This window comes from Cupriavidus sp. 96C5-1 (assembly GCF_057798855.1).
Map to the genome: position 1 here is coordinate 1 of NZ_JBYOJU010000062.1, position 19010 is coordinate 19010.

General features: G+C 70.7%; 18 protein-coding genes. 4 read left to right on the top strand and 14 right to left on the bottom strand.

From position 1 onward, the window contains the following. Nucleotides 1-403: 403 nt before the first annotated feature. The 5 genes from AC3FOF_RS40170 to AC3FOF_RS40190 all read right to left on the bottom strand — a co-directional run bounded on the left by AC3FOF_RS40170 (nucleotide 404) and on the right by AC3FOF_RS40190 (nucleotide 6204). Nucleotides 404-1222, bottom strand: coding sequence for a formylmethanofuran dehydrogenase subunit C (locus tag AC3FOF_RS40170; RefSeq protein ID WP_488729785.1), 819 nt, complete (start codon nucleotides 1220-1222; stop codon nucleotides 404-406). After that, the gene (gene fhcD, locus AC3FOF_RS40175; RefSeq protein ID WP_488729786.1) at nucleotides 1219-2133 is read right to left on the bottom strand and encodes a formylmethanofuran--tetrahydromethanopterin N-formyltransferase; all 915 of its coding nucleotides are present in this window, start codon (nucleotides 2131-2133) and stop codon (nucleotides 1219-1221) included. Before fhcD ends, AC3FOF_RS40170 begins: the two co-directional genes overlap by 4 nt. Nucleotides 2134-2173: 40 nt before the next feature. Then, nucleotides 2174-3856, bottom strand: coding sequence for a formylmethanofuran dehydrogenase subunit A (locus tag AC3FOF_RS40180; RefSeq protein ID WP_488729787.1), 1683 nt, complete (start codon nucleotides 3854-3856; stop codon nucleotides 2174-2176). Then, on the bottom strand, nucleotides 3853-5199 hold the full coding sequence (locus AC3FOF_RS40185; protein WP_488729788.1) for a molybdopterin-binding domain-containing protein: 1347 nt from the start codon (nucleotides 5197-5199) through the stop codon (nucleotides 3853-3855). The genes AC3FOF_RS40180 and AC3FOF_RS40185 overlap by 4 nt, the downstream gene beginning before the upstream one ends. A 231-nt stretch (nucleotides 5200-5430) precedes the next feature. Beyond that, the gene (locus tag AC3FOF_RS40190; RefSeq protein WP_488729789.1) at nucleotides 5431-6204 is read right to left on the bottom strand and encodes a HisA/HisF-related TIM barrel protein; all 774 of its coding nucleotides are present in this window, start codon (nucleotides 6202-6204) and stop codon (nucleotides 5431-5433) included. A 9-nt stretch (nucleotides 6205-6213) separates the two neighbouring features. Between AC3FOF_RS40190 and AC3FOF_RS40195 the strand changes: the two genes are divergently transcribed. The 3 genes from AC3FOF_RS40195 (at nucleotide 6214) to AC3FOF_RS40205 (ending at nucleotide 9401) form a co-directional block, all read left to right on the top strand. Next, nucleotides 6214-7209: an ATP-grasp domain-containing protein gene (locus tag AC3FOF_RS40195; protein WP_488729790.1), complete on the top strand. Its 996-nt coding sequence runs from the start codon at nucleotides 6214-6216 to the stop codon at nucleotides 7207-7209. Continuing rightward, the gene (locus AC3FOF_RS40200) at nucleotides 7199-8254 is read left to right on the top strand and encodes a hydantoinase/oxoprolinase family protein (protein ID WP_488729791.1); all 1056 of its coding nucleotides are present in this window, start codon (nucleotides 7199-7201) and stop codon (nucleotides 8252-8254) included. Before AC3FOF_RS40195 ends, AC3FOF_RS40200 begins: the two co-directional genes overlap by 11 nt. Before the next feature lie 550 nt (nucleotides 8255-8804). Beyond that, on the top strand, nucleotides 8805-9401 hold the full coding sequence (locus tag AC3FOF_RS40205) for an amino acid kinase family protein (RefSeq protein ID WP_488729815.1): 597 nt from the start codon (nucleotides 8805-8807) through the stop codon (nucleotides 9399-9401). A 25-nt stretch (nucleotides 9402-9426) separates the two neighbouring features. Here AC3FOF_RS40205 and AC3FOF_RS40210 read toward each other — a convergent pair whose 3' ends face one another. Genes AC3FOF_RS40210 through AC3FOF_RS40225 form a run of 4 tightly spaced genes read right to left on the bottom strand, consistent with a single transcriptional unit; the run spans nucleotide 9427 to nucleotide 12746 of the window. Next, entirely contained in the window at nucleotides 9427-10131 is a 705-nt protein-coding gene (locus tag AC3FOF_RS40210; protein ID WP_488729792.1) for a (5-formylfuran-3-yl)methyl phosphate synthase, read from the bottom strand. Next, nucleotides 10128-10760, bottom strand: coding sequence for a DUF447 domain-containing protein (locus AC3FOF_RS40215; protein WP_488729793.1), 633 nt, complete (start codon nucleotides 10758-10760; stop codon nucleotides 10128-10130). The genes AC3FOF_RS40210 and AC3FOF_RS40215 overlap by 4 nt, the downstream gene beginning before the upstream one ends. Before the next feature lie 22 nt (nucleotides 10761-10782). Further along, nucleotides 10783-12168 (bottom strand): DUF6513 domain-containing protein, encoded by a 1386-nt coding sequence (locus AC3FOF_RS40220; protein ID WP_017231253.1) that lies wholly within the window; start codon nucleotides 12166-12168, stop codon nucleotides 10783-10785. Next, nucleotides 12147-12746, bottom strand: coding sequence for a flavoprotein (locus tag AC3FOF_RS40225; protein ID WP_017231254.1), 600 nt, complete (start codon nucleotides 12744-12746; stop codon nucleotides 12147-12149). Before AC3FOF_RS40225 ends, AC3FOF_RS40220 begins: the two co-directional genes overlap by 22 nt. Nucleotides 12747-13127: 381 nt before the next feature. Between AC3FOF_RS40225 and AC3FOF_RS40230 the strand changes: the two genes are divergently transcribed. After that, a complete protein-coding gene (locus AC3FOF_RS40230) occupies nucleotides 13128-13655 on the top strand; it encodes a dihydroneopterin aldolase (RefSeq protein WP_488729794.1) in 528 nt (175 codons plus the stop codon). A gap of 91 nt (nucleotides 13656-13746) precedes the next feature. Here the strand turns inward: AC3FOF_RS40230 and AC3FOF_RS40235 are convergent, their stop codons facing one another. From AC3FOF_RS40235 to AC3FOF_RS40255, 5 genes are all read right to left on the bottom strand, one after another. Next, on the bottom strand, nucleotides 13747-14673 hold the full coding sequence (locus tag AC3FOF_RS40235) for a triphosphoribosyl-dephospho-CoA synthase (RefSeq protein WP_276268207.1): 927 nt from the start codon (nucleotides 14671-14673) through the stop codon (nucleotides 13747-13749). After that, the gene (locus AC3FOF_RS40240; RefSeq protein ID WP_488729795.1) at nucleotides 14670-15659 is read right to left on the bottom strand and encodes an ATP-grasp domain-containing protein; all 990 of its coding nucleotides are present in this window, start codon (nucleotides 15657-15659) and stop codon (nucleotides 14670-14672) included. The genes AC3FOF_RS40235 and AC3FOF_RS40240 overlap by 4 nt, the downstream gene beginning before the upstream one ends. Before the next feature lies 1 nt (nucleotide 15660). Next, on the bottom strand, nucleotides 15661-16671 hold the full coding sequence (gene mch, locus AC3FOF_RS40245) for a methenyltetrahydromethanopterin cyclohydrolase (protein ID WP_488729796.1): 1011 nt from the start codon (nucleotides 16669-16671) through the stop codon (nucleotides 15661-15663). 41 nt (nucleotides 16672-16712) lie between these two features. Next, nucleotides 16713-17618 carry an NAD(P)-dependent methylenetetrahydromethanopterin dehydrogenase gene (locus AC3FOF_RS40250; protein WP_488729797.1) on the bottom strand — a complete coding sequence of 302 codons (906 nt, stop codon included), beginning with the start codon at nucleotides 17616-17618 and terminating at the stop codon, nucleotides 16713-16715. A 124-nt stretch (nucleotides 17619-17742) separates the two neighbouring features. Further along, a complete protein-coding gene (locus AC3FOF_RS40255) occupies nucleotides 17743-18849 on the bottom strand; it encodes a beta-ribofuranosylaminobenzene 5'-phosphate synthase family protein (protein ID WP_488729798.1) in 1107 nt (368 codons plus the stop codon). Between the last annotated feature and the right edge of the window lie 161 nt (nucleotides 18850-19010).

Consider the following 19010-nt stretch of genomic DNA (forward strand, 5'->3'; position numbering starts at 1 on the left):
AGTTTATTAGAACCGCCGCGCCCACCACGAATCCGAAACGTCCCCGATCCTGATAAGCCAGCCCCCCTGCAAGGGGTCGCTTTCTTTTGGTTACTTTTCTTTACGAGTAAAGAAAAGTGACACCTCCATGTGCCCAAGAGCCTGACGCCACTCCGCCTTTAGGCCCTGCAGACTTGTCTCAACCCACCCAAGCCCAAGAGCCCGACACCACACCGCCTTTAGGCCCTGCAGACTTGTCTCAACCCACCCAAGCCCAAGAGCCCGACACCACTCCGCCTTTAGGCCCTGCAGACTTGTCTCAACCCACCCAAGCCCAAGACCCCGACACCACTCCGCCTTTAGGCCCTGCAGACCAACATCAGGTCCCCACAAGCCCCCCAAGCCCCCCAAGCCCCCCAACCCACTAATCAAAACTCAACAACTCCCCCTTACCATCCACCGCCAGATCCCCCACCACCCGCCGCGGCCGCAGCCCAGGCAACGCCGCAAAAGCCCCCCCAGCGCGCGCCAGACTGCGCGCCATCAACGTCCAGAACACATCGAAATTGCCATCCGCACGCACGAAGGTAGCCCGTGCCTGCGGCCTGGCGCTGACCAGCACGACGGTGCCGCGGCGCATGCCATAGGCCAGATGACAACCAACGGCGCCAGCCACCGCGATCGTGCCCGCAACCATGCGCGCGGCCGCAAAATCCCCGGCGTTGCCCGCCACCAGCGCGGTACCGCGCCGCATGCGGTCGCCGAAGCGGTCACCGGCGTTGCCGCCGATGACGAGCGTGCCGCCGCGCATGCCGTCCATGTCGCCGGGCAGCGCCGCGGCGGCGAAATCTCCGGTGTTGCCGCCGATGACGAGGTTGCCGCCGGCCAGCGCCGCCGCGGCAAAATCGCCGGCATTGCCGCTCACGCGCAGCGTGCCGCCCTGCATGCCGCAGCCGAGATAGTCGCCCGCGTTGCCCTCGACCCGCAGCGTGCCGCCGGACATCCGCCAGCCGATCCGGTCGAAGCGTCCCAGGTCGCCTTCCAGCGTGAGGCTGGGCTCGCCATCGCCGGCATGGGCCAGCACGGTGAACAAGTCGCCGAGGGCGATGCCTTCGTTGCCATGCCACAGGGGCAGCCGCGCTACCGCGTCAGGCGCCATGCCGGCCAGCGCGGCGGGCGTCAGCTGGCGCAGGTCGACCCGCAGCGCGGGGGTGGTGGCAAGGCGCAGGGTCAGGCCGCTCATGCGCGTTCTCCCTGGCTGGCGAGCCGGTGCAGGTGAAAGTGGAAAGGGCCCAGCTTGCCGCCGTAGTTGCCGGCGGAGATGCGCACCAGCCCGGCGGCGGCGCCGCGCCCGGCGAGCGCCGCGATCCCGGCCCGCATGGCGGCGGCCACGTCGGCTTCCGTCAGGCCGTCGATCACGATCTCCAGCACGCAGCGCACGGCGGGGCCGAGCTGGCTGCCGGCCACCAGCCCGGCCAGGCTGGGGCAGAAGGCATCGTTGGTGGAGGCATGCATGCCGGCGTACCTGGCGCCGACCTTCGAGCCGGAGCGGACCACGCCGCCGGGAAAGGGCATGATGATATTGGGCACCCGGCGCATTGCCGCCACCGCAGCCTCTGCCGCGGCCAGCGCGCTGTCGGTGTCGCGCGCCAGCATCAGCAGGTTGCCGCCGCCTACCGCCTTGACCACGGCGGTGGTTTCCTGGCAGACGAACTCGCCGTCCATCACCGGCACGCGCCAGTAGCGCACGCCGTCGATCATCTTGGCGATCTGCCAGCCATCGCCGAAGAAACGCAGGTTCTTGCCCAGCGGGATGGCCTCGCCTTCGGCGAGCCCCGCGTACACCGCCGTGGTGGGACAGGTCAGCACGCACTGGCCGACACGGCGCTCGACCTGCTTGGCCAGCTCCTTGCCCGACATCGAGAACAGCAGCACCGCTACGCCGGGCCGCCCGTCCGGGGAATCGGCCGGCGCGATCTCGCGCTCGATGCCGGCCTCGCAGCCACAGGCGATCACCGAGGTGGCGAAGCCCGTGAGCGCGGCCGCGGCATGCCGCGCCCAGGTCAGGTTGTGGGCCGTGACCAGCAGCCGGGTGGCCTTCATCGGAAAAGCCTCCGCGAAGGTGTCGTCGATGGTGAGTCCGTTGATCAGCATGCGAGGTGTCCCCAGGCGCGCGGCGATGTCGAGCGCCCGTTCATACGGTGTCCTGCCTGCGCAGCGGGTCGCATAGCGCCGGCAGCAGCCTGCCGCCATTGCAGCAGGCGCACAGTTCGTCGTGGCCGATGGCGGCGTTGTCGAAGTTCAGCGCGAGATGGCTGTCGCTGTACTTGCGCAGGGTCTTTTCGATGCCTTTGTCGTAGTCGGGCTCGACATAGTGCGTGCCGCCGGCGGGCGTGGCCACGATACGTCCCGCGCGTGCCACCAGGGCGCCGTCCTTGAACACGTATTCGGGCGCGGTGAACATGGTTTCGCGGTTGGCGTCCTCGCGGTACACGGCAAGGTCGGCCGCCGCCCCCGCGCCCAGGTGGCCGCGGTCGCGCAGGCCCAGCAGGCGCGCCGGGCCGGCGCGGGTCAGCACGGCAATCTCGTACAGCGTCAGTTCCCGCTTGATATCGGGCAGCGCGCAGTTGGCGGCCACCTCCGGGTGCAGCCTGGCAAGCTGCTCGTCGCGGAAGGACTTGTCCATCAGCAGGCGGATCAGGTGCGGGTAGCTGGTGAACGGCCCGCCGTTGGGGTGGTCGGTGGTCAGCGTCACCTGCCATGGGTTCTTGACCGTCAGGAAGACTTCCAGGCCGATGGCCCATTGCAGCGCGTTGACATAGCTCTGCTCGCGGTAGCGGAACGGCACCACGCCGCAGCCCGCGTCGCATTCGATATCGGCGCCGATCCATTTGCGCGGGTGGGCCAGGTCGGCGTTCTTCACCTGCATCATGGTGTCGCCCGAGGCCGTCACGGTCTGGCCGAAGATGATCTGGCCGACGTCGATCGAGATATTGGGGCTGGCGTTGACCGCCTCGGCAATGCGCAGCGCCGCCGAGGAGAATTTGCGCGGGCCATCCGCACCGTAGCTGTGGAACTGGATGTGGGTCAGGTGGCCCGGCAGGCCTTCGAGCGCGGCCATGGTGGCGAGTGTCGATTCGATATTGCCTGGCACCCCGAGATTGCTGGCGTGGATATGCAGGGGGTGGGGCACCTTGAGCTCGGTCAGGGCCTGGCTCAGCGTGCGCAGCACGTCGCGCGGGGTGATGCGGTAGTGCACGTGCTGGTCGTCCACGTCGAGCTTGCGCTGGTTGAACTTGAAGGCCGAGATGCCGCCCGGGTTGACCACCTTGACGCCCAGCGCCTTGCTGGCATTGATGGTCCAGCCGACATAGTCGCGGATGCGCTGGAAATCGGTGCCCTCGGCCAGCATGCGCAGGAACAGGTCGTCGTTGCCGAGCATGACGTAGGCGCCGTGATCGATGACGGGCGTATCGCCCATCTCGAAATGCGTCTGGCGTGCATTCGACGCCATCATGGCGGGCTCGAACGCGGCGGTGTAGCCCATCTGCGCATAACGGTAGCCGGTGGCCAGCGTGCCGGGCGTGCAGGTGCCGCAGGAGGCCAGCTCCAGCGGGCTGGCGGGGGCCATGCTGTCGCGATGGTCCTCGGGCAGCAGCATGCGGGCCAGGTTGACCTTGCCGCCGCCGATATGCGAGTGCATATCGATGCCGCCGGCCATCACCACCATGCCGCCGATATCGAGCTCCGCCTCCGCCCGCGTGCCGGGCGGCAGCGCGACGATGCGCCCATCGCGGACATAGAGATCGGCCAGCTGGCCGTCGATGCCGCGCGCGGGGTCGTACACGCGGCCGCCGTGCAGGCGCAAGGTGTTCATGATGCGGACTCCATGGGCGCGCTGGCCTGCCGCAGCCGCGCCAGCAATTGCGCCGCCACCGCCGCCACCGTCGGCAGGCCGTCGTCGCGCAGCGGGCTGAGCGGCAGCACGATGCCGCCATCGGTGCGGAACAGGTGGCCGGCCGAGCCGATGCCCGGGGTCGATACCGGGATAAAGACGCCGGGGCGCCCGGCCATCGAGGCGGCCAGCGCCGGATGGCCGAGCACCACGGTGGGCACGCGGCTGGCGGGCGGGGGCAGGTCCGGCGTGAAACTGGCGACCCACAGCAGCGCATCGGCATCGCCGTCCCGCAGCAGGCGCTCGGTCCCGTAGCGGTGCGGATCGTGATCGAGCCCGCCGGGGTGCACGTGCGTGCGCAGGGGCAGTCCCGACAGCCAGGTGACGGCCTGGTTGACGGTGTTGCCGCCGTCATCGCCGCCGAGCGGCAGGCCGCCGGCACGCGTGGTGCGGTTGAGCGTCTTGACCAGGTGGTGGATGCCCTCGATCAGCAGCGCGGCGTGCTTGCCGCCTGCCTGCGCGCAGAGGGTGGCGGGCGTCCACACCAGTACGGCATAACGCGCCGCCAGCAGGCGGGCCGAGAGATCGCGCAGCGCCGCGCTTGCGATCTGGCTGTCGGCCAGCGCGCGCGGGCGGCACAGTGCGTTCAGCAAGGCCAGCGTCTGGTACAGGTCCTCGCCCTCGGGCAGCGCCACCTCGCTGCAGCGCGTGTTCGGCAGTTGCGCCGCCGCCGGGTCGATCGGCGTGCCCAGGAAGGCCAGCTCGCGCGGGCATGGCTGCGCGCTGCCGGTCAGCCCGCAGCGCCGGAAGAACTCGGGGTGTTTTTGCGACGGCTGGGTGCCGATGCACAGGATCAGGTCGGCATGGTTGCGCACCTCGGCCAGCGTGGTGGTGAACGCGCCGCGATCCTGCAGGGCGCGCAGGCTGGCGGTCATGGCGTCGCCATGCGCATGGTCGAGCACGGCGCCGCTGTGGTTGGCCAGGGCGTAGAGCGCGCGCGTGCCTGCAATATCGGTGGCAAGGCCGCCGAACAGCGGGCGGCGGCTCTCGCGCAGCAAGCGCGCGGCGGCGTCGAGCGCCTGGGGCAGCGTCACGGGGCGGCCATCGGCGCACGGGGCAGCCGCCATTGTCCGCGGATCGAAGCACGCCAGCGCGTTTGCCGCGCGCGGGCAAGTGCTGCCGTTCAGCGCCGGAGCCCGGCCGTCCACGGCTTCCTGCGGGACGGCAAGGCCGTCGCACAGCAGCGCGCAGAAGGGACAGGTCCAGCTGGCCTGGCCGGCTGGGCGGCCACGGGTGTCGGAGGGGAGATCGGGAGCGGGTGCCATGCCCATGTCGAGCAAAGCCTGTGCCAGCGGCAGGCCGAGCGCCTGCCTGCGCCCGCTACGGCGAGCGCCGGGCGCCTCGCGGGGAGGGCCGGGCGGCGCAATCGGCGCGCGTGCGACGGGAGCGGCGGGACAACTGGTGCTCCATGCACGGGGCAACCTGTCACGCCGGGCTGGTGCGCATGCGGCGCCAGGCCGCGCCAGCGCGCCCTGGCGGGCTGGCATGGAACGTGTTTATGCCTGCTTGTGTTGCCGCGTGATGGCGCCCGCCTGCGCCGGCCGGGAGGATGGTCCTCCCTGGCCGGCCGGCGGGATACGGAGATCGTGAATGGCCGATGCAACCAGCCAGGCGCTGGCCCCGGCACGCGCGGCGGCGGCAAGATCGTCGCCGTCGCGAATGCCGCCGGCGCCGACCAGCCGGCGCCCGGCGCCCGCCTGCGCGCGGATCGCCGCGAGCGTGTCCAGGTCGGGCCCTTCGAACGCGCCCACGCGATCCAGCGCCATCACGATCAGTTGCGCCGGCCAGGCCGCGCTGGCCTGCCACCAGGCCGCGTTGCCCAGCGGCATGCCATGGCGCCGGTCGAGCGAGAGCACGGCGTCGGGCCAGGTGTCGAAGGGCGGCGCGCTGCCCGCGGCGGCGGGCGGCTCGGACAGGGTTTCGCTGCCGAACACCGGCACCACCCGCGCGCCGGCGCCGCGCAGCGAGTCCAGCGCCGCGCTGGCCTGCGCCGCATCGGCGAAGCCGCCATCCAGCCAGAGTTCGGTTTCCGGCAAGGCACCGCACAGGGCCCGCAGCGCCTCGACCTGCACGGCGCGCCCGGTGAGGGCGTCGAGGTCGGCGATATACAGCGTGGCACTGGCGCAATGCGCAAGCATTGCCCGCGCCAGTTCCAGCGGATCGCTGCCCGGATGCAGGCGGGACACGATGGGGCGGTATTGGTCGCGCTGGCCGCGCACCGCTCGGACAACGCGGCCGCCGAGAAGGTCGATGACTGGAATGATGTGCATGGAGAGGGAATGATGACGCGTGTGTTCGTCTATGAATATATCAGTGCGGGCGCCATGGATACCCGCGCCGCGCCGCACCTGCTGCGCCAGGGCAGGGCCATGCGTGACGCCATGGCCGCAGATCTGGCCCGTATCGGCGACGTGGCGGTCACCTGCGCGGCATTGCCCGGCGAGCCGCAGCCCGATTGCCATGGCGTGCACAAGGTGGACTGGTGCGCGCACGCGCCCGGCGAGGACGCGGCGGACTTCGTGCGCCGCCAGGCGGCCTGCCACGATGTGAGCTGGGTCGTCGCGCCGGAATCCGACGGCGTGCTGCTGAGCCTGAACTACATGGTGGGCGAGGCGCGCTGGCTGGGCTGCGATGCCGGCGCGATCGCGCTGGCCACCAGCAAGCGCGCGACCGCGCAGCGGCTTGCCGCGCTCGGCGTCGCCGCGACCCGGCCATGGGGCGAAGGGGATATTCCCGAGCCCGGACGCTGGGTGGTCAAGCCGGACGATGGCGCGGGATCGGTGGCGACGCACGCCTACGGCGGCTTCGGGGCGGCGCATGAAGCCTGGCTGCGGCGCCTCGCGGACGGCGAGCCGGTGGTGCTGGAGCCCTGGGTGGAGGGCGAGCCGATCAGCGTGTCGCTGCTCTGCGGCCCCGGCGGGGCCGAATTGCTGAGCGTGAACCGGCAGCGCATCCGCATCGATGCATGGGGCCAGGTGCACGACGATGGCGTGCAGATCAATGCCATCGGACTGGATGGGCCGGCCGGGCGCTGGCTGGCGGATGTGGCCGGGTGCGTGGTGGCGGGCATGCCGGGCTTGCGGGGTTTCGTCGGCATCGACCTGGTCTGGCATCCCGAGCGTGGCCCGGTGGTGATCGAGGTGAATCCGCGCGTGACCTGCGCCTATGCGGGCTTGTCGGCCGGGCTTGGCCGCAACCTGGCCTGCGAGATGCTGGCGGGGCACCAGATCCAGGTGGAACGGCTCGAAACCAATGGAGCGTCCCATGGGCGCTGAGCATGTTGTCTATGGCTGGGACCTCGGTGGTGCCAATATCAAGGCAGCGCGCCTGGAAGACGGTGTCGTGCGCGATATCGCGCAGTGGGCCTGCCCCTTGTGGCAGGGCCTGCATTTGCTGGACGATGTGATGGCGCGCGCGCGCGCACGCTGGCCCGATTGCGCGGAGGCCGCGCACGCGGTCACGATGACCGGCGAAATGGCCGACCTGTTCGCGCACCGGGAGGCCGGGGTGGCGGCGCTGGCGGATGTCATGTGGCGCGCCTTCGGCGAGCGCGCCGTCTTCTTTGCCGGCGCGGCGGGCTGGCGCACGCGGCGGCAGGTGGCGGCGGACTGGCGGCACATCGCCTCGGCCAACTGGGTGGCGACCGCCAGCATGGCGGCCGCGCGTATCGGGCATGGCCTGCTGGTGGACATCGGCACCACCACCAGCGACCTGATTCCCATCGTGGACGGCGCGGTGGCAGCGCATGGCCGGGACGATGCCGGCCGGCTCGCTTCCGGCGAACTGGTGTACCTGGGCGTGGCGCGCACGCCGCTGTGCGCGCTGGCGCGCCGCATCGCCTTCAAGGGCGATAGCTATAACGTGATGAACGAACTGTTTGCCACCACCGCGGATGTGTACCGGATCACCGGGGAGCTGCCGGATGCGCACGATCCCCACCCGCCCGCCGATGGCGGTGCCAAGACGCCCGAGGCTACGCGGCAGCGGCTGGCCAGGATGATCGGGCTCGATGCGCGCGACGCGGCGCCGGCGGAGTGGCTGGAGGTTGCCCGCGGATGGCGGCAGGCGCAGATCGCGGAGCTTGGCGATAACCTGTTGCGGGTGATGGACCGGTCCGGCTTGCCGGCGGATGCGCCGCTGATCGGCGCGGGCTGCGGGCACTTCCTGGTGCGGGACCTGGCTGGCAGGCTTGGACGGCCTTATCGGGCTTTTGAGGAGATCGTGGGGGTGGCGCCGGTGTATGCGGAGTGGGCGCGGGTGTGTGCGGCTAGCCTGGCGGTGGGGGGGATGTTGTGGCGGGAGATTTGTTTGGGGAGGTGATTTTTTTTGTGTTGGGTTTGTGGGGTTTTGGGTTTGCGGGATTGGGTGGGTTGAGACAAGTCTGCAGGGCCTAAAGGCGGTGTGGCGTCAGGCTCTTGGGCTTGGGTGGGTTGAGACAAGTCTGCAGGGCCTAAAGGCGGAGTGGCGTCAGGCTCTTGGGCACATGGAGGTGTCACTTTTCTTTACTCGTAAAGAAAAGTAACCAAAAGAAAGCGACCCCTTGCAGGGGGGCTGGCTTGTCGGGCTAAGGCGTTTTGCGGATTCGTGGTGGGCGCGTCAGTCCTGCCTGACTGCTGGCGCTACCGGTGCGAACGGCATCACCACTGCAGATGGCATTGCTTTTTATTGTCGTGCCCCCGATGGCGATGGGCCGTGGTAGTTCACGCATCTGCGTTACCGGCGCAGTGGCTCCCGATTGGTCGTCCGCCGCTTCTATCGGGCTGCTTGTGGATGGGCTGTTGGCTGCTTGCTCTCCTTCTCCCCTCTCCTTCTCCCCTCTCCTTCTCCCCTCTCTCCCATTCTTTATTTCGCGTTTTGTGTGGGGGTTCTTGTGCATGTGGTGAAGATTGGCGGCAGCTTGGGGCGTGACCCGCTGTTGCGGGATTGGCTGCGGGAGCTGGCTGCGTTTGGCGGTGGGCGCGTGGTGGTGGTGCCGGGAGGCGGCGGGTTTGCCGATGCGGTGCGCGAGTCGCAGGCGCAGTGGGGCTTCGATGACCTGGTTGCGCACAATATGGCGGTGCTGGCCATGGTCCAGTACGGCTTGATGCTGCAGGGGCTGTGCCCGGGGCTGAAGGTGGCGGCCGGTGACGATGCGATCCGCGCTGTGTTGCGCGATGGCGGCGTTGCGGTATGGACGCCTTTCGGCCTGTTGCGCAAGGAGCCGGATGCGTTGGCGAGCTGGGATGCGACTTCCGATAGCATTGCCGCCTGGCTGGCTAACCGGCTCGGCGCCCGGCGGCTGGTGCTGGTCAAGTCGTGCCCGGTCGAGCCGGGGATGACGCTGGCGCAGTATGCGGATGCGGGGGTGGTCGACCGGCGTTTCTGCCATTACACGCGGGCTGCGGCGTATCCGGTCGCGCTGTTGCAGAAGGACGAGCCGCAGCGGCTGCGCGAGCTGCTGGGCGCGCTTGCGCAGGACGGTGGCTAGTGTCCTGAGCCTGAACGCCGGTCGCTCAGGCCGGCAGCGGTTCCGGCGTGCCTGTCCGCTGCAAGCCTGCGCGCAGCGCCGCTACCTTCGCGGGATCGAGCCGTCCTGCGCGTCCGCCGTCGCACAGCGCGCCGCGGAAGCCGGCGAAGTCCGGCGCCAGCGCAAGCAGCCGCGGCAGGTGCCCGGGCTGCAGGGAGCCGGCCAGGCCAACCTTGACGCCTCGGCTTCGCGCCATGCCGGTCATGGCGGCGAGCGTGCCCATGTCGACACGGTCGAACAGGCTGCCCGCCTGCTTGGCCTCGGTGTCGGCCATCACCGCCGGGAATCCCATCGCGCAGGCCTCTTCGACCAGCTTCAGGTCCACCCCGTGGTCGGCCAGGAACACCGGTACTACCTGCCACGGCAGGGTCGCCAGGCGCTGCAAGGCTTCGCGCGCTTGCGCGCCGGGCGCTATCCCCACCTTGACGTAGTCGACGCCGCATTTGCCGATGGTATCGGCCATCAGCATCATGACGGCATGCTCGGCCGGCGCCAGGTCGCCGATCGTCGCGCTCAGCAGGCGTCCGGGCCAGCGTGCGCGCACCGCGCCAACCACCTCGCGCACGGTTTGCGCCGGCAGCGCGCCGAGCGCCCCGGCGCCGGGTTCCTTCAGGTCGATCAGGTCGGCTCCGGCGGTGGCGGCCTGCAGGGCCTCTTCCACATTGCGTACGCTGGTCAGCAGGGATGTCATCGGGTCTTCTCCAGGGTGGGCTCGGGGTTGGCGCCGTGGCGGGCGCCATGGGCGTGGCCGGTATCGCCGGCGTGCCAGGCCGCGACGCGTTGCTGCAGCCATTGCCAGGCTTCGCGTTCCGCCGCGCCGGCGGTCTTGTCGATGGCGATCTGCAGGTAGGCCATCTCGCGGGCGATCTTGTCGGCCGGCAGCAGGTGCAGCCGGCTGACCAGCACCGCGCCTTCGATGACCGCCGCCTGCGCGCGGTTGAAGCCGGGAAAATCGCCGTGGCTGGCCTCGATCACGCGGGCCATGCGCAGCGAGGGCCGTGCGGGATCGCCGCTCTGCTGCGCCAGGCGCAGCTCGACGTGGCTCAGCGCGCCGGCCAGCCGCACGCCGTGGATCCGCTGCGCCGGCACGGTGGGCCATTGCCGGCGGCCGGTGACGCAGCCGGCGAAGACGCGCACGTCCGTGGTCAGGTTGACCACGGCAGTGCCGGTGCCGACGATATTGTCGTAGGTGGCGGAGGGCCGGAACGGCATCAGCACGATGTCGCCGCCGGCGTAGCGCACGCCCATCGGCGCGATATGCGGCGCACCCGCCGCCGAGACGGTGGTGACGATGGTTTCGTAGATCACGTCATTGCTCATGGCTCTCATGCCTCTCTCGGCTTCATGCCCGTTTCTTCATGGTGGCGCCAGGGGCGCACCATTCGCTCAGGTCCTGCGCCTCCCGCTCGTCCGCGCAGCCCCAGTCCAGCGACTGGTCCTGCACGTAGCGCTTGCCCAGCCGCCAGGCGATCTCCGCGCGGGCCAGCTCCACGCCCATGTAGAAGGCGTGGTTGCCATCGTGCTCCAGCTGCAGCCGGGGAAACAGCGTGAAGGGGTCCGCCGCCACATGGTGCCCGTCGCGGTTGTAGGCGTGGATCCCTTGCTCGGACACCTGCACGCGGAAGTTGGGGTCGCGGATCGCGCTGGCGGTCTCGGCGATTTCCTCCGGCGTATCGGGATAGGGCTCTCGCGCATGCAGCGTCATCATCTGGTCGGTGATGCCTTTGGGCAAGGCATTCTGCTCGCGCGCGGCGTACATCATCCGGCGCGCCACATCGGCTTCGCGAATGGCGCGGCGCGCATGGCCGCTGACCTGCGTGGTCAGGATCGCGCAGGCATGCAGCTCCACCGCGATACCCATCAGGATGGCGTTGATGCCGCCGGTGTCGGCCTCGGTCAGCTCGGTCAGGTTGCCCACGCCGAGCAGGATGGGCGCCTTGGGAAAGCGCTGGCGCAGCCGCTCGTAGCGCCCGAGCGAGGCCAGCAGGCCGAACGGGATGGGGTCGAGGATGGCATCGGCGATATAGGCCCGGCCGCGCTGCTCCATGGCTTCCACCGCCGCGTACAGCGATGCCTCGTCGCCCGGCTGCTGCGGCACCAGGATCGGCGTGGAAGCCACTTCGTCCGCCACCCACAGGGTCTCCAGGGTCAGGCTGAGCAAGTAGTCCGCGCCGGCCTTGCCGCCACGCACCAGCTCGTCGGCGCTCATCGAATCCACGCTGACCAGGAAGCCCTCCGCCTTCAGCGCGCGCACCGTTTCCTCCAGGTGCGGGAAGGGCGTGGCGGGCAGGCAGCCAAGGTCGATCACGTCGGCGCCGTCCGCCCGGTGCCGGCGCGCCCGCGCGCATACGCCCTCGATATCGAGCTGGGGGGCGTCGACGATCTCGGCGAAGATGGCGATATCGTGTTGCGACAGGTCGGCCGGCCTGGCCTTGCGGTTGAAGAAGTGGGGCAGGTCCTTGAGTTCTTCCGGCCCGCGCTCGACCGGCATGCCGTAGTGCTGCGACAGCGCGTCCAGATCGCCGCGGCAGCGGCCCGGGACGATGATGCGGTCCGCTGCCACCGGCGCCGCCACGCGGCGGCGCACCAGGTCGGCGGTCATCAGCGCGGCCACCTGCAGGCCGATTTCGCGGATTTCCCAGGTAAACGGCGCGGGCTCCAGGCTCCGCAGCACGCGTTCCAGGCCTTTTTCCGCCAGGCGGCCGGTCAGGAAGACGATATGTTCCATGTCAGGGACAGTGCCTTGAGTCGTTGATCCAGTGCGCCCCGCAACTCGCCGATGGAGCACACCACCTGGCAATGGTCGATGCGGCGCAGGCGCGCCACGTTCTCCAGCTCGATATTGCGGGGGTGCAGCTTCAGCCAGCCGTGCGGCCCCTTGGTCACCACCACCGGCTCGGTATCGCAGGCGTACACGATGCCGGGAATGCCGAGCTTGCCGGCCTGGGCAAGGACATTGGTCGGCAGCGTGTCGGAGATGCCGAAGGCGCATTTGGCGACCGTGTTGCTGGTGGCCGGCGCGACGATGGCGGTGTGGTAGCGGCGCGCGTAGAACATGCCCACCGGCGCCGCGCTGGCGGTCTTGTCGCGAAAGACCCGGAAGCGCGCCTTGAGGTCCTTGAGCTGGATGCCGTAGATCGCCAGCACTTCCTCGGCCGCGCGCGACAGGAACAGGTCCACATCGGGCAGGGTGGCGGCCAGCGCCAGGCTTTCCTCGAGGAAATGCCCGGAGCCGGTAATGGCCCAGGCAAAGCGGGGCACGCCGTCGTCGGGCGCAAGGGCCTCGATGCCATCGCCGTCGATCACGGCGAATCCTTCTGTGTCGGCAAGGGTGGCTGCGGATGGATGGGGCAACGTGCGGCTCGCTAGGGTGGTCGACCTCGGCAGCAACGATTGCAGGAGTCGTGCCTGGCGCCGGCGCGTTGATCCGCATGGCCCTGGCGGCCGGTTGCGCCGTGCCGGCTGTGCCGCCGGCGGGACAGGTTGTGCCGTCCGCTTGCCTGTGTCCCGCGCAGCCGCGCCACGCCGGCCGCCCGCCGGGCCGCGCCGGAACCGGGGCGCCGCCCCGCGCGTCCGTGTGGCCTGCTTCTTGCGAGACTGGCACCGGAGCGCGGCCGGGGCCGTAGCGCGTTGACACGCAGCTTGCGCAGCCTGCGCCGCGTAGCGCGTGCATTGCTCGGAGGGCAGATGAAACGAGACGACATGATGATGCGGGCCGATGCGGCCGGGTTTGGCTTGCTGCCGGGACTGATGGCGGAATCGATGGCCGCCGGGGAGGCGCCGGCGCGCTCGCCCGGCCCGATGGACCTGATCTTTATCGAAGGCTTCGAAGGGCAGACCATCATCGGCATCGACGATAGCGAACTGCGCACGCCGCAGCCGCTGCGCATCGACCTGACCGCCGGGCTGCCGCGCAGCGCCGCCTGCAGCAGCGACCGGATCGGCGACACCATCGACTACGGCAGGGTCCGCACCGCCTTGCGCGCGTTGCTGGACACGCACCGCCTGCAGTTGCTGGAGGCCTTTGCCGAGCGCGTGGCGCAACTGCTGCTGGAGGATTTTGGGGCGCACTGGGTGCGCGTGGTGGTGGTCAAGCCGAAGAAGTTCGACGACGTCGAGGCGGTGGGGGTTGCGATAGAACGGCGCCGGGACGAGGCCCTGCGCGCGCAAGACCACGGGCATGGCTGGCCGGGCCGGGGCGCGGCCGGCTTCTGATCAGGGTCTGCCCCGGCGTGGCGGCGGAACCGGCCGGCGCCGCGCCGTTCCGCGGCTGCCGCCGCACTGCCGCTGCCGCACTACCGCTGCATCACCTGGTACGCCCGGCGCCGGCCGGGCCCGGATCGATGGGCATCGCGCACAGGGCCGGGTCGAGGCAGCCCGCGATCATCGCGCTGGCCACCGTCAGGTCGGCACTGGTGCCAGGGTTCAGGCCGGCGGCTTTCAGCTCCCGGTCCCATTGCGCGAGCGCCCCGGCATCGATGGGCTGGCCCGCCTCGAGGCGCCCGTGGAACAGGCGTGCCCGGTCGCTGACGCGCCTTGCCGCCGGCAGCCCGTGCTTGCGCGCGATATGCGAGTCCGGAAAGCGCGCCAGGAAGGCGAGATAGACTGCCGTCACCGCCCGCTGCAGCCGCCCGGGCCAGGCGCCATGCCCGGCCAGGTGCCTGCGCAGCACCGGCAGGCCGAGCGTGAAGAGGTCGGCATAGCCGTTGGCATACTGGCGCGCCACCGTATCGCGCATGGCGGCCAGCTGCATGGCGGCGCGCAGGCCGACCGTGGGCGTGGCGGCCACGTCCTGCTCCGGCGCGGCGCCAAGGCCGGCCGGCATGGCATGCGCAATGGCCCGGTAGGCGGCTTCGGCATCGGCCACGGTCAGGCCTGCCAGTACCGCCTCGATCCGCTTGCCGAGCGCATCGGCATCGCGCGGCGGCCCGCTTTCCATGGCAGCGGCAAGCGGCGCGCATAGCAGCAGGATGCCAAGGTTGGTATTGCACCGCGCAATTGCCCGGGTTTGCGCGACCGCCTGCTCGATGCGCTCGCCGACCTGGAGCGCGCGGTTGGTCAGCGGGGCCGCCGCCGCCGCCGCGCTGTCCAGGAAGAGCCCGGCGGTCATGCCGTGGCCGGGGGCATCGATGCTGACGTTGCCCGGCTTGGCCACGGTCACGTCCAGCGTGCACGCCCACAGGAATGCCGCCGCCGCGTTGCCGGCCGCCCCGGCGTCCGGTGCCGCCCTCACGCCACGGCTGCGCGGTGCGCCGGTGCGCTGCGCGCCGCGGGCAGCTTGCGGGCCAGCAGGTCGTCGACCAGCAGGCCGGCGATATCGACCCTGGTCACGGACTGGAGTCCATGCCAGGCCGCCACGCCATTGACCTCGATGACCATGGCCCGGTCCGGGTTCTCGCCTTCGCCGATGGGGACGAGATCCACGCCGGCATAGTCGAGGCCAAGCGCCTCGGCAGCGCGCACGGAGAGCGCGGCCAGCGCCGGCGCGAGCTCGGCATGCTCGCAGCGGGCGCCTTGCGCCACATTGTGGATCCAGCCCTGGCTGACGCGGCGCATGGCCGCCACCGCCCGTCCGCCCACCACCAGCACGCGCCAGTCGAATCCGGGCTGGCCTGGCGCGGCCCGGGAAGGCACGAAGCGCTGCAGGTAGGCCACATGCCGATACGCCGCCAGCGCGGGCAAGGGCACCGGCGCATCGCCCGCCGCCGCCGCCCCGATGCGCCGCAGCCCCTTGCCCTGCGAGCCGAACAGCGGCTTGAGCACCAGCGCGCGCCCGGCCGCGCTTTCGCGCATGACCGTGCGCTGCGCCTGCGGCACGGACTCGCTCACCCAGGTGGCGGGGGTGGGAATACCGGCCAGATGCAGCAGGAAGCTTGTCATGCCCTTGTCCACGCTGCGCTCGATGGCGCGCGCATCGTTGTACACGGGCACGCCCAGCTCGCGCAGCGCGTGCAGGATGCCCAGCCGCAGCGTGACCTGCTCGAAGCTGCCGGAGGCAAGGCCGCGCACGATCACGGCGTCCGGCAGGCCGCGCCCATAGCCCGGGATCACCAGCCCATGCCAGGCCCAGGTGGTGTCGATCCGGCAGTCCGCCAGGTTGACGCAGCGGCCTTCGCAGGCTCGCTCGCGCAGCGCCTGCTTCAGCCGGGCGGTATGCCAGCCCGTTTCGTCGGTCATGATGGCGACGCGCAGCGGCCCGCGCGATGGGGCGGCAGTCATGTCAGGCCTCCTGCAGCCATTGGGCGCGCAGCAGCGGCAGGTTCGGCGCGCCCGCGTGCCAGGTCCGGCCGGAAGCGAGATTGCTGACCCATGCCTCGGCCGGGGCGAACAGGGCCGGGTCGATGCGGTAGAAATCGTAGCCGTACTCCTTGAACACGTCGGCGAAAGGCCTTCCATAGTCGCGCGACCTGGCTGACGGGAGGTCCTGTGCCAGCGCCCGGGCGGTGTCGTCGTCGGTGTCGACCGTGAGGTGCACGCTGCCGCCATAGAGGATGGCGTCGTTGGTGCGGCCCATCGCCTCGCCCGCGTCGGCGCCGGGCGGCGGCAGCGGCGCGGCGCCACTGCCGCCGATGATGCGGTCCAGCGGAAAACCAAGCACGTGCGCCTTGTGCAGCGCAACCTCCAGCACGCGGCCCACCACCTGCGTGGTGCCGGCCAGGCTGGCCGTCGGCGTGAGGACGATGGTCAGTTGCCCGGGCCGCAGCCCGCAGTCCCGCAGGAGCTTCCGGATCACGATCTCCGGCGGCGCGCGGTCGACCTCCAGTACCAGGCAGGTGCTGCCGTCGTCGGGGAGGCGGTCGCGGTAGCCGAGTTCCTCGAACAGCGTTTCCTTGCCGGCCAGCGCGCGCGCCGGCCCGGAGCCCAGCGCGAAGAATGCCTTGCCGCCGGTTTCCTCCTTGCTGGCGCTCAGGCTCCAGCCGGCGTACTGGCTCGCCAGGCAGGCGAGCACGGGCTGGCCGCTGCTGACCTCGATCTGCGTGGGCCAGCCTTCGCTGCCGTGCCGCAGCCGCACCTGGCCCAGCCCGCCCATGCAGATGCCGGCGATGGCGATGCCCGCCTCGACGCTGCCGCGCGCCGCGACGCCGGCATCGACGATGCGCACGCCCTGGGGCCCTTCGGAGACCGCGAGCTGCCACTCGGCACGATGGTCGAGCAGGCGCGCGACGAGCGGCTGGCTGAGCGCGTTGACGCTGAGTGTGCTGGCAGGGCTGGAATGCGTTGTGCTTGGCATGGGTGCCTCGGTTCGATGGTGGATGTGCCGGCGCCTTGCGTTCAGGGCAGTTCGGCCGCCACGGTGCGCGCCATGGCCATGGCTTCGGGGAAGCCCAGGTAGACCGGCCCGGCGGCTTCGCGCATGGCCAGGAACAGCCGGTGCTGGACCTGGTACTTGATATTGCCGATGGCGAGCGCGCCGACCCCCACCGCCCGGCCGGCACCGATGCCCTTGCCGTCGTCCATGGCATCCACCCCGGCGATGCCGGCCGGCGGCACGGCGTTGACGTCGGCGGCCACCAGCAGCTTGCCGGCGGCGGCCCGGTCCGCCTCGCCGACGACCTGGACGCCGGCGCTGGCGGTGGCAAATACGATGTCCGCATCGGCCAGCGCCGCCCGCAGCGCCTCCGCCGAGCGGATCAGGAGGCCCTCGGTCTGCGCGTTGAAGCGCGCATTGGTCTCCTGGCTGATGCGCACGGCCTGTGTCTCGTCGGTACGGTTGGACAGCCACACCTGCGCGCCCAGCTGCGAGGCCAGCGCGCCGGCGACACGGCCGACCGCGCCGCCGCCGCCGAGCACCAGCACCCGCCGGCCGGAGAAATCGGTCCGGTGCGCCTTGCGCAGTTGCCGCTCGACGGCCGCCACCAGCGCCGCGGCCGTGGTGTAGGAACCGCTCGGGTCGGCGAAGACCGATACCGCGAACGGCGGCACCATGGCCTTGCGCGCCGCGTCGAGCATGTCAGCCGCCAGCACCACGTCGCGCCCGCCGATGAAGAGGCCCGTGCTGGCCACGCCTTTGGGCCCGCGGGAGAAGATGGCGTCCTGGGTCAGGGCGGCGATGTTGTCGCGGGTGACCTCGGCATAAGGGATGACGTGCTCGTAGCCGGCGTCGATGGCCATGTTGACGTCGAAGGGGCTGGCTTGCCGGCCTGGCGTGAACATGTGGAGGATGTAGGGGCGTGCCATTCTGGGTTGCTCCGTGGTCTGAGGGCTTGATTTCAAATTCATCGGTCCCGGGAGGCAGCATCTGACGTGCCTCCAACCGGCCTTCTCCCGCGGAAGCGGTTCCCGGGGAGAGCGCGGGCGCGCGCTACGCCGTCGCGCGGCAAGCAACCGCCTGCTTCGACAGGCTCGCCTCATGCCGCGCCGGTGGCGCCACCTGTGCTCCGCGATTGGCGCCCGTGACGATGCGGGCCTGGAGGCGCGGCTCCAGCAGCCCCGCCGCGCGCACGCCGGCCACCGCCTGTTCCGCCGCTGCCTGCGAGGGCACGATGGCGAATCCGGTCGGACCCCACGAGCTCTGGCCGATCGCGGCCGCGTTGGCGTGGGCGTGGCGCGAGATCCAGTCCAGCGCGCGGCTGACCGCCGGACTGCTGTACACGCCTCCCTGCGCCGGCGCGAAGTAGCCGCCGATGACCTGCTGCAGGTGATTGAGCCCCGCGGCGAAGGGCGCGAAATCCTGCTCGGCCGCCGCCGGCAGGATCTGCATCAGCACGCGGTGGCAGAGATCGGCGGACAGTGCCTGCGGGAAGGGCGGGAGCCCTTGCATGGCCTGCTTCTCGGCCGTGCCGTGCAGGCCGGTGCGGCTGTGGTCGAGCAGCAGCACGATGCGCCAGCCGGGCGGGAAGTCGAAACGCGCCGTCAACGGCGCCACGCTGCCCGCGCTGCGCGGGCCGCTGTCCACCAGCAGCCCGCCGCGTTCGAACGCGGCGATGCCGACGCCGGAGCGGCCTCCGCGTCCGAGCAGGCGGGCGATGTCGGCGCCCGACCACGGCAGGCCGTGCAATCCGGCGAACGCCCGGCCCAGCGCCAGCGCCAGCTGCGTGCCCGAGCCAAAGCCCGCATGTGCCGGCAGTACCTCATGCAGCCACACCGCCAGCGGCTGCTGGATGCCGCTGGCCTGCTTCAGCCGTTCCAGCCAGGCTGAGACGCGCGGGACTTCCTGTCGCGCGGCAGGATCCGCCGCGGCGACCCGGTCCTGCGCCGCCGGGCCGAGATCGAGGAGGGTCGACGGACCGCCGATCGACAGGCCCAGGCTGCCGAAGCGCCGCCCCAGCGAAGCGCCCGGGTCGAGAAAACCCAGATGCAGGCGCCCGTTGGCGTGAACCCTGACCGTGCCGGGCGGGTTGAGGCCATGGCTGTCGCGGGCAGGCCTGTCGGACTTGTCGAACTTATCGAGCTTATCGAGCGTTTGCATGGATGAGGGCCTTTCGCGAATCGCCTTGCCAGCCTGATCGGGTTGATCCAGTTGATCCAGTCGATCCAGTTGATCCAGTCACTAGCCACTAGCAAACGGCATACCATTGCGCCGGGCGCCTGCCAGCGAAGGGCGCACGGCCGGGCGGGTGACAGCGTGTC

Excerpts from the sequence above, each read along its gene's own strand:
- AC3FOF_RS40170 (WP_488729785.1), bottom strand. The coding sequence starts at position 1,222 with ATGAGCGGCCTGACCCTGCGCCTTGCCACCACCCCCGCGCTGCGGGTC.
- fhcD (WP_488729786.1), bottom strand. The coding sequence starts at position 2,133 with ATGCTGATCAACGGACTCACCATCGACGACACCTTCGCGGAGGCTTTT.
- AC3FOF_RS40180 (WP_488729787.1), bottom strand. The coding sequence starts at position 3,856 with ATGAACACCTTGCGCCTGCACGGCGGCCGCGTGTACGACCCCGCGCGC.
- AC3FOF_RS40185 (WP_488729788.1), bottom strand. The coding sequence starts at position 5,199 with ATGGCACCCGCTCCCGATCTCCCCTCCGACACCCGTGGCCGCCCAGCC.
- AC3FOF_RS40190 (WP_488729789.1), bottom strand. The coding sequence starts at position 6,204 with ATGCACATCATTCCAGTCATCGACCTTCTCGGCGGCCGCGTTGTCCGA.
- AC3FOF_RS40195 (WP_488729790.1), top strand. The coding sequence starts at position 6,214 with ATGATGACGCGTGTGTTCGTCTATGAATATATCAGTGCGGGCGCCATG.
- AC3FOF_RS40200 (WP_488729791.1), top strand. The coding sequence starts at position 7,199 with ATGGGCGCTGAGCATGTTGTCTATGGCTGGGACCTCGGTGGTGCCAAT.
- AC3FOF_RS40210 (WP_488729792.1), bottom strand. The coding sequence starts at position 10,131 with ATGACATCCCTGCTGACCAGCGTACGCAATGTGGAAGAGGCCCTGCAG.
- AC3FOF_RS40215 (WP_488729793.1), bottom strand. The coding sequence starts at position 10,760 with ATGAGCAATGACGTGATCTACGAAACCATCGTCACCACCGTCTCGGCG.
- AC3FOF_RS40220 (WP_017231253.1), bottom strand. The coding sequence starts at position 12,168 with ATGGAACATATCGTCTTCCTGACCGGCCGCCTGGCGGAAAAAGGCCTG.
- AC3FOF_RS40230 (WP_488729794.1), top strand. The coding sequence starts at position 13,128 with ATGAAACGAGACGACATGATGATGCGGGCCGATGCGGCCGGGTTTGGC.
- AC3FOF_RS40240 (WP_488729795.1), bottom strand. The coding sequence starts at position 15,659 with ATGACTGCCGCCCCATCGCGCGGGCCGCTGCGCGTCGCCATCATGACC.
- mch (WP_488729796.1), bottom strand. The coding sequence starts at position 16,671 with ATGCCAAGCACAACGCATTCCAGCCCTGCCAGCACACTCAGCGTCAAC.
- AC3FOF_RS40250 (WP_488729797.1), bottom strand. The coding sequence starts at position 17,618 with ATGGCACGCCCCTACATCCTCCACATGTTCACGCCAGGCCGGCAAGCC.
- AC3FOF_RS40255 (WP_488729798.1), bottom strand. The coding sequence starts at position 18,849 with ATGCAAACGCTCGATAAGCTCGATAAGTTCGACAAGTCCGACAGGCCT.